The organism is Sphaerisporangium album (genome assembly GCF_003323745.1).
Classification (GTDB): domain Bacteria; phylum Actinomycetota; class Actinomycetes; order Streptosporangiales; family Streptosporangiaceae; genus Sphaerisporangium; species Sphaerisporangium album.
In genome coordinates, this window is record NZ_QOIL01000001.1 from 229,793 (window position 1) to 245,846 (window position 16,054).

The window sequence follows — 16,054 nt, forward strand, 5'->3', positions numbered from 1 at the left end:
CATGACCGATCAGTCCATGGCGGCCGGTCCCGCCGGTCCTGCCGGGCCCGTGCCCGGCAGGGCCCGGATGAGCCCCCGCAAGCGGCAGCGCATCAGCCGCGGCGTCCAGTACGTCGTACTGGTCGCCGCGGTGGTCGCCATCGCCTTCGTCACCAACTGGGAGGGGCTCGCCCAGAACTTCGCCAAGATGGACGTGGCGAAGCAGGCGTTCCCCGACGTGTTCACGGTCGCGCTCAAGAACACGATCATCTACTCCGTCGGCGGCTTCGTCTTCGGTTCGCTGGGCGGCCTGCTGCTCGCCCTGATGCGCATGTCCTCCGTCCGGCCCTACCGCTGGATCGCGACGGTGTACATCGAGGTCTTCCGCGGCCTGCCCGCTCTGTTGATCTTCCTTCTCATCCTGTTCCTGCCGCTCGCGCTGCCCGGCTTCGAGGTGCCCGGCGGCACCTACGGCCAGGGCATCCTCGGCCTCACGATCGTCAGCGCCGCCTACATGGCCGAGACGCTGCGGGCGGGCCTGCAGGCCGTCCCGAAGGGCCAGGCCGAGGCGGCGCGCTCGCTCGGCATGTCCCACACGCGGTCCATGGTCTCGGTGGTCATCCCGCAGGCCCTGCGCATCGTGATCCCGCCGACGACCAACCAGTTCGTCGCGCTGCTCAAGGACTCCTCGCTCGTGCTGTTCCTCGGCGTGAGCGGTGAGTACGTCGAGCTGACCAAGTTCGGCAACGACCTCGCGTCGACGACGGCGAACGCCACTCCGATCATGGTGGTCGGCCTGACGTACCTGCTCGTCACGATCCCGCTGGGGTACCTGGCGGGCCGCCTCGAAAAGCGTCAGGCGAAGGGACGGTGAGCCCGATGACGCACGCGGTCGAGATCAAGGACCTGCACAAGTCGTTCGGTTCCCTGGAGGTGCTCAAGGGCGTCGACTTCACCGTGGACGAGGGCCAGGTGGTCTGCGTCATCGGCCCCTCGGGCTCGGGCAAGTCGACCTTGCTGCGCTGCGTGAACCTGCTGGAACAGCCCACCAAGGGCAAGGTCACGGTCGGCGGCGTCGAGCTCACCGACCCCGACGTCGACATCGACGCCGCCCGGCGCAGGCTCGGCATGGTGTTCCAGTCGTTCAACCTGTTCCCGCACATGACGGTGCTGCAGAACGTCATGATCGCCCAGCGCCGCGTGCTCAAGCGCGGCAAGCAGGAGGCGGAGCGGATCGCCCGGGAGAACCTGGACAAGGTGGGCGTCGGCGCGAAGTGCGACGCCTACCCGCCGCAACTGTCCGGCGGCCAGCAGCAGCGCGTGGCCATCGCCCGCGCCCTCGCCATGGACCCCGCGCTGATGCTCTTCGACGAGCCGACGTCCGCGCTGGACCCCGAACTGGTCGGCGACGTCCTGTCGGTGATGCGCAAGCTCGCGCAGGACGGCATGACGATGCTGGTGGTCACCCACGAGATGAGCTTCGCGCGGGAGGTGGCCGACCGCGTGGTGTTCATGGACGGCGGGGTGATCGTCGAGGAGGGCCCGCCCGGTCAGGTGATCGGCGACCCGCAGCACGCGCGCACCCGCACGTTCCTGCGGCGCGTGCTCGACCCGACGTACTCCGGCGATGACGACACCAGCGAGACGGCGGACGCGGACGGCGGGAGGGCGGCGACGCCCGGGAGCGCCGGAGGCTGAGCCGCGCGCCGGCGGGCCCCAGGAACGACATCTACCGACACGACCCCCGCCGGCATCGCCGCCGCGGGGGTCGTCTCGCGAGAACCGCCCGGCGCATGGGCGCGCTCCCGGCCGGTCGGCGCGAGGAGCCCGCGGGTGATCTTTGGGGCCATGTAGGGCTTCCCCGGCCGCACACGTTGTCTACTCGATCACCCACGGGCTCTGGTGTCACAACGCTAGCGAGCCCGGACGCCCGCGTGCAAAGAGAGTGGCAAATCGTGCCCCGATACGGGGCAGATTTCACGGCGTGTCACTGAGCATGCACGTAAGCCGGGACGTGCACACGAGCCGTCCCTCGTCGTCGGTGATCGAGATGTCGTACGTCGCCAGGCTGCGCCCGCCGTGCAGCCGCGTGGCCACCCCCGTCACATGCCCGGACCGCGCGGAGCGGTGGTGGGTCGCGTTGATCTCGATTCCCACGGCCACCCGGCCGGGCCCGGCGTGCAGCATCGCGCCGGTGGAGCCGATCGTCTCGGCCAGGGCGCACGAGGCGCCCCCGTGCAGCAGTCCGTACGGCTGGGTGTTGCCCTTGACCGGCATGCGCGCCACGACCCGCTCCGCCGTGGCCTCGAGGAACTCGATGCCCATGCTCTCGGCCAGCGTCCCGCTGTAGTCGCCTCCGTGAAGGGCGGCGAGCCGGGTCAGGTCCTCGGGATCCGGCATGGGGTCCGGCATGGGATTCGGCATGGTCAAGGCAAGCCCTCCAGTCGCCATCGGGGGATGTTCTGTCGTACATGGAGACTAGGCTGCGGGTGTGCCGAAGAAGGAACCGACCCCCACACGTCCCTGCCTGCTCCTGCTCGACGGGCATTCACTGGCGTACCGGGCGTTCTACGCGCTCAAGGAAGCCAACCTCATGACGACCGAGGGCCAGCACACCGAGGCGGTGTACGGCTTCACCTCGATGCTCATCAACGTCCTGCGCGACGAGAAGCCGACCCACGTCGTCGTGTGCTTCGACCGGTCGGAGCCCACCTTCCGGCACGAGGCGTACGAGCACTACAAGGCCAACCGCCAGGAGACCCCGGAGGACTTCCGCGGCCAGGTGAGCCTGATCTTCGAGGTGCTCGACGCGCTGCGCATCCCCTACCTCTCGCTCGCCGGCTACGAGGCCGACGACCTGATCGCCACGCTCGCCCACCGCGCCTCCGGGCAGGGCATGAACGTGCTGATCGTCACCGGTGACCGCGACGCGCTGCAGCTCGTCGACGACCGCGTCACGCTGCTGATGACCCGCCGCGGCATCAGCGACATGACCCGCTTCGACCCCGCCGCCGTCGTCGAGAAGTACGGCCTGACCCCGCGGCAGTACCCCGACTTCGCGGCGCTGCGCGGCGACCCGAGCGACAACCTGCCGAGCATCCCCAGCGTGGGCGAGAAGACCGCCACCAAGTGGATCCAGGAGTTCGGCTCGCTCACCGAGCTGGTCGACCGCGTCGACGAGGTCAAGGGCAAGGTCGGCGACAAGCTGCGCGAGCACCTCGGCCAGGTCATCCACAACCGCCAGCTCACCGAGCTGCGGCGCGACGTCCCGCTGGAGGCCGACGTCGAGGCCCTGAAGATGGGCCAGTGGGACCGCGACGAGATCCACAAGCTCTTCGACACCCTGCAGTTCCGGGTCCTGCGCGACCGGCTCTACCAGAGCATCGGCACCGCCGAGCCCGAGGCCGAGGAGGGCTTCGACGTCGAGGTCGTGACGCTCGGCCCCGGCCAGGTCGAGGCCTGGCTGGCCGCGATGCCGCAGGGCCGGGCCGGGCTCGCCGTCAAGGGCTCCTACGGCGGCGGCACCGGCAGGCTGGACGGCCTGGCGGTCGCCGCCCCCGCCGACGCCGAGGGGCACCCCCGCGCGGCCTACATCGACCTCACCGGGCTGACCCCCGCCGACGAGGGCGCGCTCGGCAGGTGGCTCGCCGACGAGTCCGCCCCGAAGGCGTTGCACGACGCCAAGGGCCCGCTGCTCGCCCTGTGGGCCCAGGGGTTCGACATGCGCGGCCTGACGTGCGACACCGCCCTGGCCGCCTACCTCGCCATGCCCGGCCAGCGGTCCTTCCCGCTCGACGACCTGGTGTTGCGCTACCTGCACCGCGAGCTGCGCGCCGAGGCCGACACCGGTGGCCAGGCCGCCCTGTTCGACGACCCCGAGGAGAACGCCGGCCAGGAGCTCGCCGTCCGCGCCCAGGCCGTCCAGGAGCTCGCCGACGCGTTGGAGGCCCACCTGGAGCCCCGGGGTGGCGCCCGGCTGATGCGCGAGGTCGAGCTGCCGCTGGTGCGCGTGCTCGCCGAGCTGGAGCGGGCCGGCATCGCCGCCGACCACGCCTACTTCACCGGGCTGGAGGCCGAGTTCGGCGCCGCGGTCAAGCAGGCGGTCGAGGAGGCCCACCGGGTCGTCGGCGAGCAGTTCAACCTCGGCTCGCCCAAGCAGCTCCAGGAGATCCTCTTCGTCAAGCTCGGCCTGCCGAAGACGAAGAAGATCAAGACCGGCTACACGACCGACGCGGACGCGCTGGCGACGCTCGCGACCCAGACCGACAACGAGCTGCCCACCATCCTGCTGCGCCACCGCGACCAGACCAAGCTGCGCGTCACCGTCGAGGGCCTGATCAAGGAGGTCGCCGACGACGGGCGCATCCACACCACCTACAACCAGATCATCGCGGCCACCGGGCGGCTGTCGTCGGAGAAGCCCAACCTGCAGAACATCCCGATCCGCACGGCCGAGGGGCGGCGCATCCGCCAGGGCTTCGTCGTGGGGCAGGGGTACGAGAGCCTGCTCACCGCCGACTACAGCCAGATCGAGCTGCGCATCATGGCCCACCTCTCAGGCGACGAGGCGCTGATCGCCGCGTTCGAGTCGGGGCACGACTTCCACCAGGCCACCGCCTCGCGCGTGTTCGGCATCCCGCCGGAGCAGGTCGGTGGCGAGCTGCGCGCCCGCATCAAGGCGATGAACTACGGCCTGGCGTACGGCCTGTCCGACTTCGGGCTCTCCGGCCAGCTCAACATCCCGGTCGCCGAGGCGCGCGCGCTGAAGAACGAGTACTTCGAGGAGTTCGGCGGCGTCCGCGACTACCTGGAGTCGCTCGTCGCCCAGGCCCGCCACGACGGGTACACCGAGACCATCCTCGGCCGCCGCCGCTACCTGCCCGACCTCACCAGCGACAACCGGCAGCGCCGCGAGATGGCCGAGCGCATGGCGCTCAACGCCCCCATCCAGGGGTCGGCCGCCGACATCATCAAGGTCGCGATGCTGCACGTCCAGCGTGCCCTTGAGGACGGCGAGCTGCGCTCGCGCATGCTGCTGCAGGTCCACGACGAGCTCGTCTTCGAGGTCGCGCCGGGCGAGCTGGAGACGCTGCGCGAGCTGGTCGTCTCCCAGATGTGCGCGGCGTACGAGCTGCGCGTCCCGCTGGACGTCTCGGTGGGCGTCGGCCGCACCTGGCAGGACGCCGGCCACTGACGGGCCCCGGCGGGTCAGTCCGCCGGGGACAGGGCGGGGGAGTGGCGGCCGGTGATCGTCTGGTCCAGGGCGGCGGCCTCCACCTCCAGCAGGCTCGTCTCGTGGCGTTCGGCCTCGTGCGCCGCGTGCCCGCCCCGCAGGCCGAACAGGCGTTTGGTCAGCAGAATGTACGCCACCGCCGTCAGGTTGATCAGCAGGACGACGATCCTGAGCCACGTGACCTTCTCGACGATCTCGTAGATCTCGATCGGGACGAACAGCGACGTCGCCACCACGGCGAAGTACTCGCCCCAGCGCTTCAGCAGCCACAGGCCGAAGCCCTCGGCCATCAGCAGCGCTCCGAACACCAGCAGTCCGGCAACGATCCACGTCAGCGTCCGGGTCTCGGCGGCCAGCACCGTGCGCAGCGTGTGCACCACGCCCGACTCCTCCAGGTTCCACCCGAGCTTGTCGGCGAGCGGCTGCAGCAGCGGCAGGTCCTCGTCGAAGGCGAGGCTGATGGCGTCCTGGTGGGCGCGGAACCGCCAGATGCCGAACGCCGCGGCGAGCACGAGCAGCCCCTTGCCCCAGCGGAACACCGCCAGCAGGCGCAGGATGGTCGCGTCCCGCAGCGCCTTGCCGCGCAGGACGATGGGGGCGTCCTCGGCCGGCCCGGAGCCGTGCGGCGCGCCCAGGGTGAAGTCGCCGCACCGCAGGCAGCGCCAGGCCTCCCCGAGCGCCGTCTCGGCCCTCAGACGCTCGCGAAGCGCCTCCTCGGCGGGGGCGTAGGTGACATGGCCGTGTCGGCCACAGGCGCGCAGGCTCCAGTTCACCATCAGATTTCAGCACATGCGAGACGTGTACGCTGGCTCCGGACGAGGCCGAACGTGCTGTCCTGGCAGAAAAACGACCTGCCGCCGATCCAGGAGATAACTAGTGCGCCCCACGCCCGGCCTGACGTCCGTCATCGCCATCGTGAACGTCGGTGTGATGATCGTCGCGGCCGTGGTGCTGCTGGTGCGCCCCTTCGGAGGCGACGACGGCGACGTCCCGGCCCCCGAGCACCTCGCCGGGCCCGCCGCCTCGCCCGCCGCGCCTCCGTCCCCCGCCCGTCCCCGGGCGACCCCGGAGTCGGCGCGCCAGGCCGGGGCCAACGAGCTCGGCATGATCCCGGTGCTGATGTACCACCGCATCCTCGACAAGCGCCTCGCCGCGATCGACCGCACGCCCGGCCAGTTGCGGCGTGAGCTGGAGAGACTCGCCGGCAGCGGCTACGTGCCGATCACCGCGGCGGAGTACGCCAAGGGCGCCGTCGACGTCCCGGCGGGCGCGCACCCGGTGGTGCTCACCTTCGACGATGGCCATCCCTCGCACTTCGCCCTCGGCTCCGACGGCCTGCCCGAGCCGGACACCGCCGTGCGGATCATCCTGGAGGTCGCGGCGAGGTTCCCGGGGTTCCGGCCGGTGGCCACCTTCTGGATCAACAAGAACCCCTTCGGCCTGCGCGACCACGGGCGGCAGGCGGCGGCGGTCCGGTGGCTGGTGGGGCACGGCTTCGAGGTCGCCAACCACACCTTCGCCCACCCCGACCTTCACCGGCTGACCGCCAAGAAGGTGAGCGAGTCGATCGTCCGCCAGCAGCGGCTGCTGGACTCCCTGGGAGCCCCCCGCACGCCCACGTTCGCCCTGCCGTACGGCAGCCGGCCGAAGAAGCGCTCGGGCGCGCGCGAGGGGAAGTGGGACGGCACCGCGTACGACTTCGACGCGGTCTTCCTGGCCGGGGCCCAACCGTCGATTTCGCCGTACGCGAAGGACTTCGACCGCTATAACATCCCAAGGATCCAGTCGAACGGTAAAAAGGGGGAGTGCCGCAAGTGGTGCTCCGAGTACTGGCTGGGATGGCTCGACAGGCACCCGGACAGGCGGTACACCTCTGACGGTGATCTCACACGCGTCTCCATGCCCCGTCGATTTCAGGGTAAGATCCAGGCAAAGCTTCGCGGGGTGGCGATCCCTTACTAGGGGTTGGCGGGGTTGTGCGGGTGGGCGCCGGATTGACCACGCCCGCGTACTCTCATATGCTGATCGCTGCGCTGTGGGCTCGCGTGCCTCGGACGGAGCGGGCTCGCTGCTCGGTCATGTCGACCACGGGTCATCCGACCATCCTCGGCTTGAACGATAAAGGGCCTGCCGCGCGTCCGCCACATCGACACCTGTCCGCGTTCGGAGCAATTCCACACATGACGAGCAGCACCGAGGCCACCTCGAACACCCCGCAGGTAGCGGTCAACGACATCGGTTCCGAGGAGGCCTTCCTCGCCGCGATCGACGAGACCATCAAGTACTTCAACGACGGCGACATCGTCGAAGGCACCGTCGTCAAGGTCGATCGAGACGAGGTCTTGCTCGACATCGGCTACAAGACCGAGGGCGTCATCCCCTCGCGTGAGCTCTCGATCAAGCACGATGTCGACCCGGCCGAGGTCGTCGAGGTCGGGGAGCACGTCGAGGCGCTTGTTCTCCAGAAGGAGGACAAGGAAGGCCGTCTCATCCTGTCCAAGAAGCGCGCGCAGTACGAGCGCGCCTGGGGCACGATCGAGAAGATCAAGGACGAGGACGGCATCGTCACCGGCACGGTCATCGAGGTCGTCAAGGGTGGTCTCATCCTCGACATCGGCCTGCGCGGCTTCCTCCCTGCGTCTCTGGTCGAGATGCGGCGGGTCCGCGACCTGCAGCCGTACGTCGGGCGCGAGCTCGAGGCGAAGATCATAGAGCTGGACAAGAACCGCAACAACGTGGTCCTGTCCCGCCGCGCCTGGCTCGAGCAGACCCAGTCCGAGGTCCGCCAGACCTTCCTCAACACCCTCCAGAAGGGGCAGGTCCGCAAGGGCGTCGTCTCTTCGATCGTCAACTTCGGCGCCTTCGTCGACCTCGGCGGTGTGGACGGTCTGGTCCACGTCTCCGAGCTCTCCTGGAAGCACATCGACCATCCCTCCGAGGTCGTCGAGGTCGGCCAGGAGGTCACGGTCGAGGTGCTGGACGTCGACATGGAGCGCGAGCGGGTCTCCCTGTCGCTCAAGGCGACGCAGGAGGACCCCTGGCAGCAGTTCGCCCGCACGCACCAGATCGGCCAGGTCGTCCCCGGCCGGGTCACCAAGCTGGTGCCGTTCGGTGCGTTCGTCCGCGTCGAGGAGGGCATCGAGGGCCTGGTCCACATCTCCGAGCTGGCCGAGCGCCACGTCGAGATCCCGGAGCAGGTCGTCCAGGTCGGCGACGAGATCTTCGTCAAGATCATCGACATCGACCTCGACCGCCGTCGCATCTCGCTGTCGCTGAAGCAGGCGAACGAGGGCGCGATCGGCGCCGACGTCGAGTTCGACCCCACGCTGTACGGCATGGCGGCCACCTACGACGACCAGGGCAACTACATCTACCCCGACGGTTTCGACCCCGAGACCGGCGAGTGGCTGGAAGGCTTCGAGAAGCAGCGCGAGGAGTGGGAGCGGCAGTACGCCGAGGCCCAGACCCGCTTCGAGGCCCACAAGTCGCAGGTCGAGAAGGCTCGTCAGGAAGAGGCTCAGGCGGCGGGCGCGTCCACCTACACCGGTGAGACGGCTCCGGCGTCGAGCGGTGGCGGCGCGGCCCCGGCCGCGGGCGCCCTGGCGTCCGACGAGGCCCTGGCGGCGCTCCGCGAGAAGCTCGCGGGCGGCCAGAGCTGACGCTCCGAGCACCACGAGGAAGGGCCCTGCCGATCCGGTGGGGCCCTTCCCCGTTTCCGCCCTAAGGTGGGCGGGTGACGCGGATCGAGCGGGCCCTGCCCGAGGACGCCGGAGAGATCCTCACCCTCCAGCGCGCCGCCTACGTGACCGAGGCACAGCTCTACGGAGACCCGTTCATCGCCCCGCTGGTGGAGTCGCTGGACCAGATGCGCGCGACGATCGTCGCCTCGACCGTCCTGAAGGCCCTCGGCGGCGACCGCATCGTGGGCGCGGTGCGCGGGCGGCTCGCCGGCCGCACCGGCGTCATCGGGCGGCTGGTGGTGGCCCCCGACCACCAGCGCCGGGGCCTGGGTACGGCCCTGATGGGCGAGATCGAGCGCGGGCTCGGCGACCAGGCGGAGGCGTTCGGCCTGTTCACCGGCCACCTCTCGGAGGGCAACCTGCGCCTGTGCCGCCGGCTCGGCTACCGCGAGACGCGGCGCGAGCGCGTCCACGAGCACCTCACCCTGGTCCACATGAGGAAGCCCGCCTAGCGGCCCCCTCGGCAGGCCCCGGCCGCCCGCGTTGGCTACCCTTCCGTGCATGCTGAAGATCGGGCTGACGGGTGGGATCGGATCCGGGAAGAGCGAGGTGTCCCGGCGCCTGGCGGACCATGGCGCGGTGGTCATCGACGCCGACAAGATCGCGCGGGAGGTCGTCGAGCCGGGGACGAGCGGCCTGGCCCTCGTCGTCGAGACCTTCGGCCCGGGCGTGCTCCGCGAGGACGGCACGCTCAACCGGGAGAAACTCGGCCAGATCGTGTTTCCCGACCCCGAGAAGCTCAAGCGGCTCAACGCGATCGTCCACCCGAGGGTGGGGGAGCGCATGGCCGAGCTGCAACGGCGGGCCCCGTCGGACGCCGTCGTGGTCTACGACGTGCCGCTGCTGGCCGAGAACGGCCTGGCGCCGATGTACGACCTGGTGATCGTGGTGGACGCCTCCGACGAGGTGCGCCTGGAGCGCCTGGTCACCCTGCGCGGCATGTCGCGGGAGGACGCCCTGGCGCGCGTCCGGGCCCAGGCGTCCCGGGAGGACCGGCTGAAGATCGCCGACATCGTCGTGACCAACGAGGGCGGCCTGGACGATCTGGACGCCCGCGTCGCCGAGGTGTGGCACCAGCTCCAGGCCCGCCGCGACCGCCCCGCCTGACGCTCGGGGGGCGGGCTCAGAACTCGGCGTCGAGCGGGATCTGCCGCACGCCCGGAAGGTAGGGGTCCAGTTCGCCGGGGTCGAACCTGCACATGCCGATCACGAACCAGAACTGGCCGGCGACGTCCCCCTCGGTCTTGTACCGGCCGTCGGGGCTGAACGCCGCCCAGCCCTCGGGCAGGCCGAGCAGCGTGGCCCGCCGGACGGGCGTCTCGCCGGTGAGGTCCCAGAGGATGACCACGCCGTCGTCCCCCGCGCTGGCCAGCCGGTCGCCCGAGGGGCTGAAGGCGAGCGAGCCGATCCGGCGGGTGTGGCCCACGAGCGTGTGCAGGTGGGCGCCGGACTCGGTGTCCCACAGCCGGACGACCAGATCGTCCCCGCCGGTGGCGAGCCGGCGGCCGTCGGGGCTGAAGTCCAGCGTCCACAGGCGCCCGGTGTGCCGCCGCAACGTGTGCAGCAGATCGGCCGACCAGGGCCCGCCCTCGGGGCCGAGCCGCCAGACGCGGGCCGTCCCGTCGTTGCTCGCGCTCGCGAGCAGCCTGCCCGTCGGGTCGAACCGCACGGCGTACACACGGTCGGAGTGCCCGTCCAGGGTGGCCAGGCGCATGCCCGTCCCGGCGTCCCACAGCCGCACCATGCGGTCGTCGCAGCCGGTGGCGATGGTGGCGCCGCCGGGGCTGAAGTCGATCGAGCGCACGCGACCCCGGTGCTCGGCGAGGCTGCCGACCTCCCGGCCGGAGGTGCGGTACCAGAGGCGGACGCTGTCGTCGTCGTTGGCCGTGGCCAGGATCTCGCCGTCGGGGCTGAACGCCTCTGCCCAGACGTGGTCGGTCTCGACGTCCAGCTCGCGCTCGAAGGCGGAGGAGGAGAGGTTCCACAGGTAGACCCCGCCGTCGTTGCTGGCGGTGGCCAGCAGGGGACCGGCCGGGCTGAAGATCGCCGAGATGAGGCGGTCGGCCGAGCCGGTGAGCTCGCGCAGGCGTCGCCCGGTGCGCGGATCCCACAGCCGGACGTAGCCGTCGTTGCCGCAGGTGGCGAGCATGGTGCCGTCGGCGCTGAACCGCACGGCCGTGATGCGGCGGCCGTGGCCGCGCAGCGTGTGCCGGCACTGGCCGCTGTCGGGGTCCCACAGCCGGGCGGTGCCGTCGTTGCTCGCCGTGGCCAGCTGGCGGCCGTCGGGGCGGAACGCGAACGGCCACACCGACCCCCGGTGCCCGGCCAGCTCGGCACGCCGGCGGCCGGTCTCCGGGTCCCACACGCGCACGACGCCGTCGCTGTCGCCGGTGGCCAGCACGCCGCCGTCCGGGGAGAAGAGCACCTGGTAGACCGCGCCGGAGTGCCCCTGGAGCACGTTGACGGCCTGCCCGCGGCGGGGGTCCCACAGCCGTACCCCGCCCGAGGTGTCGCCGGAGGCCAGCAGGTCGCCCGACGGGTGGAAGTCCAGGGCGTACACCCGGCCCGTGTGGCCGCGCAGGTCGTGCAGCGGCTCGCCGGTGAGCGGGTCCCAGACGCGCACGACCCCGGTGTGGTCCCCGGCGGCCAGCATGCGGCCGTCCGGGCTGAGCACCAGCCGGTACACCGTGCCGCGGTGGCCGGTCAGCGCGTGGACGAGGGAGCCGGTGGCGAGGTCCCAGACGCGGATCGCGCCCCCGGCGTCGCCGGTGACGAGCCTGCCGGGCAGGAAGACCACGGTGTAGATCGGCGCGGTGTGGCCGGGGAGCGCGGCGACGTGCGCGCCGGTGAGGGCGGACCACACGTTCATCACCCCGTCGGCCCCGCCCGCCGCGATCAGGTCCCCGGCCGGGTCGGCCACGACCGGCCAGACCCCCTCGGAGTGTCCGGCGCGCACATGGCGCATCTCCCCGGTGAGGGGATCCCAGACGCGCACGGCGCCGTCGGCCGCGCCGGTCACCAGCACGCCAGGGGCGTACGCCACCGAGTACACCCGCCCGCGGTGGCCGTGCAGGGTGCGCAGCGGCGCGCCGGTGACGGTGTCGCAGATGAGCACGCCGCCGTCCTCGCTGCCGAGGGCGAGCAGGCCGCCGTCGGGGCTGTAGGCGACGGGACTGGGAAGGCGGCTGCTCTGGTAGTGGTACCCGTAGGGCACGCCGATCTGCGGCGGCGCGAGCTCGGGGGTCACCGGGTGGCCGGGGACGATCGCCGCGCCGTGCAGCGCGGGGTCGGAGGCCAGGGCGGGGGAGGCGGTGACGTCGATGAGGGCCGCGCGGCTCCACCGGCCGCCCTCGACGGCGGCGTCGCGCAGGTCGGCGCGCGAGAGGCGGGCGCGGCTGAGGTCGGCGCCGCGCAGGTCGGCCCCGGCCAGGACGGCCTCGTCGAGCCGGGCGCCGGTGAGGCGCGCGTCGCGCAGGACCGCCCGGGACAGGTTGGTGCCGACGAGCCGGGCGTCGGTCAGGTCCGCCCCGGTGAGGTCGACGCCGGCGAAGTGACGGTAGGACAGGTCCTCGCCGCTCAGGCGCGCGCCGCGCAGGTCCGTCCGCGCGGGGGTGCGCAGACGGGTGGTGATCTTGATGGCGTTGGCCCGCGCGGTGTCGTCCGCGTCGGGGTCGCTGAGGGTGGCGCCCGCCCACGCCTGAAGCGGGGCGGTGTCGGCGAGGTCGCACAGGAAGTCGACGATCAGCGCCGACAGGGGCCGCCGCGACAGGTTCTCGTCCAGGGTGCCGGCCAGGTGGCGGGCGACCAGCCACTCCATCACCGAGGCGTGGATGAAGCCGAACAGCCCCTCGTCGGTGCGGACGAGCAGGCCGCCGGTGCCCATGGCGTGGGCGGTCTGGCCGGCCGACAGGCGGCTGCCGGCCAGATCGGCCAGCGTCTCGGCGACCTCGGCCAGGTCGTCGGGCTGAAGGTAAGCCTCGCCGCTCTCCCACAGGCGCAACGCCAGGGTCGTCGCCGCCCGCCACAGCTCCTCGGCGGTCAGGCCGCCCGGTGCCCCGGGAACGTGGGTGCGCAGCTCCTCGAACCGCAGCCAGTGGTCGAGGATCTCGGCGTACAGCCCGGCCGCGCTGAGCGTGTCGCCCGCCTGGGCCGCCGCGCGCAGGCGGTCGTCGGGCAGGTCGGCGATGAAGCCGAGCATGCGCGGGTTCTGGGCCAGCCCGAGCAGGTCGGAGATCCCGGTGATCATGCTCATGCGCTCGTCGGCCTCGTCCGCGTCCCCGCCGTACCGGTTGAGCAGGTACGCCCTGACCTGGGCGGGGGTGAACTCCTCCACGCTGAGCACCCGCCGCTGCGGTAGGGTGCCGACCCGCTCGCCGAGCGCCGTCAGCACCTGGGCGTGCGACTTGAAGTGCTGCGTGCGGCTCGCCACCACGATCTTGGCCTTGTCCTCGGCCGCCTGGAGCAGCGTGTCGAGGTGGTCGGCGGCGCGTTCGTACGTGACCCGGGTGACCAGCTCGTCGAAGCCGTCGAACAGCAGGACGATGCGGCCCTGGCGCAGCATGTAGTGGAACGCCTTGAGGTCGATCAGCTCCTCGCCGTGGTTGGCGAGGTGGGCCGCCACCAGGCCGTCCACCGAGTGCGCCTTGTCCAGGGCGCGCAGCTCGATGAAGATCGGGGTCAGGTGGGGGAGCTCGGCGGGGATCCTGCGCGCCACCTCGCGCAGCGCGAACGTCTTACCGCGCCCGAAGTCGCCGAGCAGCAGCACGAACCTGCCGTGGTCGGCCGCCAGCAGCCGCATCAGCTCGCCGACCAGGTCGTCGCGCACCCCCGCGACCGCGCGGTCGACGTCACGGAACCGCTGCGGGACGTACAGCGCCGGCGGGTAGCGGCGGTCGTCCCGCAGCCGGGCGCTCTGCTCGGCGACGTGCTCGGACAGGTCGAGCAGCCCCTGGAACTCGGTGAAGCTGCGCAGGCGCACGCCCAGGCGCAGCGCGTCGTCGCGGACCTGCCGGGACGGGGCCGGTCCCTGGTACACCAGCTCGGAGCCGTGCTCCAGCCCGGCCGCGTGGACGTGCCGCAGGAAGGACGTGACGTCCTCGCCGGTCGGCGTCCCGGCGTGGGCCCCGATGAGCTGCTGGCGGACGAAGCCGTCCTCGGCGAGCGTGACGAGCAGGTGGGGCGGGTCGCCCGCCACCTTGCGGATGCGCGCCCGCTCGCTGCGCGTCTCGCACACCTCGGCGATCCTGTCGAGCAGCAGGCCGGCCGGGCCGGCCTCGCGGGCCGGCTCGCCGCCGGTGTCCGGCGGGGCCTCCAGCGGGTTCAGCGCGGCCTGCGGGGTGGCGGACGGGGGAAACGTCCCCCGCACCGCGCGCCGGTCGTACGAGAGCTCCTGGGGCGGGGAGAGGGCGGACCGGTCGCGTGCCCAGCGGCGCAGCCCCGCCGGGCCCACCTCGATGATCTGGTGGCGTCCCGGCGCCAGGGACGGCACGCACGGAACCTCGCCGATCCAGCCCACCTCGTCGGGGCCGCCGCCGTGCACCAGCAGGTTGAGCCGCGGCCCGAGCAGCTCGGCGAGCGTCTCGGCGTCGCGCAGCGCGGCCGGGGCATGGCCGAGGACGCCCACGCGCAGCCAGCCGGTCTCCTCGAAGGGACGCAGGCGCTCGGCGAACCACGCGGCCTGGGCCTGGCCGAGCCAGCCGTGGGAGTCCTCCTCGCGGTGGCTCATCGCCATCGTGGAGTTCAGCCCTGCCGCGACGACCCGCAGCTCCGGCTCGGCGAACAGGCTCCACGGCTGGGCGCTGTCGAAGTCGAGGTCGGTGAGCCCCTGGTAGACGTCCTTGAACAAGCCGGAGAAGTGGCGCCACTTCGGCCAGTACGGCGGCTGGGGCGCCACGTCGTCGGCCTCGCAGGTGGCGAAGTAGGCGCGGCTGGCGGCCTTGGTGACGTCGCGCGGCCCCGGGACGATCACCACGCGGCGGGGTTCGAGCCCGAGCAGCACGCGCAGGCCGGTGAGGAACGCCAGCGCCTCGCCGTACTCTCGGATGCTGCCGGACTCGGTGATGTCGCCGGTGACCAGCAGCAGGTCGGGACGGGGCACGCCCGCGTCCGCCAGCCGGGTCAGATCGGCCCAGATGCTCGACTGCAACTCCCCTGCGCCGAGCGGCTCGTCCGCCTCGGCCAGGCCGCGGCCGAAGCGGGGTCCCGCGACGTGCAGCAGCGTGATCGCCTCGCGCTCGCCCCGCCCGGGGCCGCCGGAGGGGAACGCGGGCGGCGTCACGGGGGTCCTGCGCGCCGCGGGGACGCCTCCCGGGTCGGCGCGCGGCGGCGCCTCCGTCCGCGCCTCCGTCCGGGCCACGCCCCCCCTGGTGCCGTCGCGCACGACGGTGCCCGGGATCGTCCTGGCGGGGACGGCGGGGAAGCCGGGCTGCTCGGCGGGCTTGGCCCGTCCCGCCAGCGTGTGGCGGATGCGGCTGAGCAGCAGCGACCTGGCCTCGGCGGCGTCGGAGACCCCCACCATGTCGACCCAGGTGATCGTGGACAGCAGGCCCTCCAGCGGGCAGTCCTCGATGCGGATCGTCACCAGTCGATTGCCGGGGTTGTCCGGGTCGGCGCGGAACGCGGTCAGCCATTCCTGCCGCCCGAACCGCGAGCCCAGGTAGTTGCGCGACAGGACGGCGACGATCAGCCCGGCCTCGCTGACCCCGCGGTCCATGAAGTCCACGAAGTTCGTGCCCGGCACGAAGTCCCAGGCCTGGAGCATGGTGCGGTAGCCCGCGGCCTCCAGCTGCCAGGCGATCCAGGACGCCCAGCGCTCGTCGGCGGGCGAGTAGCTCACGAAGATGTCGATCCGCGTGCCGTCCCGGTCGTCCACGTCGCACCCCTCGCCTGATCCGTCGCCGCGCCGCCTTCGGCCGCGCACCCGGTCATCCGCCCGCACCGGCTCCGCGCACGGCTCCTCCGCCATCGCCGCAGCCGGTCCTCCACCCTGGGGGGCTCCGCGTACGGCCGTCCTACCCTGACCGGCTCCGCGTACGGCCCTCCGCCGAGGTGCCGGTCACGGCCCGGCGCCCGCCGACCGGCCCGTGTGCCCGGCCGGTGAGGC

10 protein-coding genes are annotated in these 16,054 nt (G+C 72.2%); 7 read left to right on the forward strand and 3 right to left on the reverse strand.

The annotated features are described in order from the left end of the window. Position 1: 1 nt before the first annotated feature. Positions 2–853, forward strand: coding sequence for an amino acid ABC transporter permease (locus DQ384_RS01000; RefSeq protein WP_114026726.1), 852 nt, complete (start codon positions 2–4; stop codon positions 851–853). Positions 854–858: 5 nt separating this feature from the next. Beyond that, positions 859–1,677: an amino acid ABC transporter ATP-binding protein gene (locus DQ384_RS01005; RefSeq protein ID WP_114026727.1), complete on the forward strand. Its 819-nt coding sequence runs from the start codon at positions 859–861 to the stop codon at positions 1,675–1,677. A 279-nt stretch (positions 1,678–1,956) separates the two neighbouring features. Here the strand turns inward: DQ384_RS01005 and DQ384_RS01010 are convergent, their stop codons facing one another. Next, on the reverse strand, positions 1,957–2,379 hold the full coding sequence (locus tag DQ384_RS01010; RefSeq protein ID WP_114027023.1) for a PaaI family thioesterase: 423 nt from the start codon (positions 2,377–2,379) through the stop codon (positions 1,957–1,959). Between the two features lie 91 nt (positions 2,380–2,470). Here DQ384_RS01010 and polA point away from each other — a divergent pair, with 91 nt between their 5' ends. Continuing rightward, on the forward strand, positions 2,471–5,173 hold the full coding sequence (gene polA / locus DQ384_RS01015) for a DNA polymerase I (RefSeq protein WP_114026728.1): 2,703 nt from the start codon (positions 2,471–2,473) through the stop codon (positions 5,171–5,173). Positions 5,174–5,187: 14 nt separating this feature from the next. On the opposite strand, the gene DQ384_RS01020 is transcribed toward polA, so the two are convergent. Continuing rightward, positions 5,188–5,988 (reverse strand): DUF2127 domain-containing protein, encoded by an 801-nt coding sequence (locus tag DQ384_RS01020; RefSeq protein WP_181870956.1) that lies wholly within the window; start codon positions 5,986–5,988, stop codon positions 5,188–5,190. Between the two features lie 100 nt (positions 5,989–6,088). Here DQ384_RS01020 and DQ384_RS01025 point away from each other — a divergent pair, with 100 nt between their 5' ends. The 4 genes from DQ384_RS01025 to coaE all read left to right on the forward strand — a co-directional run bounded on the left by DQ384_RS01025 (position 6,089) and on the right by coaE (position 10,059). After that, positions 6,089–7,174: a polysaccharide deacetylase family protein gene (locus DQ384_RS01025; protein WP_245966164.1), complete on the forward strand. Its 1,086-nt coding sequence runs from the start codon at positions 6,089–6,091 to the stop codon at positions 7,172–7,174. A 218-nt stretch (positions 7,175–7,392) separates the two neighbouring features. After that, positions 7,393–8,871 carry a 30S ribosomal protein S1 gene (gene rpsA, locus DQ384_RS01030; protein WP_114026729.1) on the forward strand — a complete coding sequence of 493 codons (1,479 nt, stop codon included), beginning with the start codon at positions 7,393–7,395 and terminating at the stop codon, positions 8,869–8,871. Between the two features lie 74 nt (positions 8,872–8,945). Further along, positions 8,946–9,404 (forward strand): GNAT family N-acetyltransferase, encoded by a 459-nt coding sequence (locus DQ384_RS01035; RefSeq protein WP_114026730.1) that lies wholly within the window; start codon positions 8,946–8,948, stop codon positions 9,402–9,404. A 49-nt stretch (positions 9,405–9,453) separates the two neighbouring features. Then, on the forward strand, positions 9,454–10,059 hold the full coding sequence (gene coaE / locus DQ384_RS01040; RefSeq protein ID WP_114026731.1) for a dephospho-CoA kinase: 606 nt from the start codon (positions 9,454–9,456) through the stop codon (positions 10,057–10,059). 16 nt (positions 10,060–10,075) lie between these two features. Here coaE and DQ384_RS01045 read toward each other — a convergent pair whose 3' ends face one another. Next, positions 10,076–15,823, reverse strand: a complete 5,748-nt coding sequence (locus DQ384_RS01045) for a WD40 domain-containing protein (protein WP_245966165.1) — start codon at positions 15,821–15,823, stop codon at positions 10,076–10,078. Between the last annotated feature and the right edge of the window lie 231 nt (positions 15,824–16,054).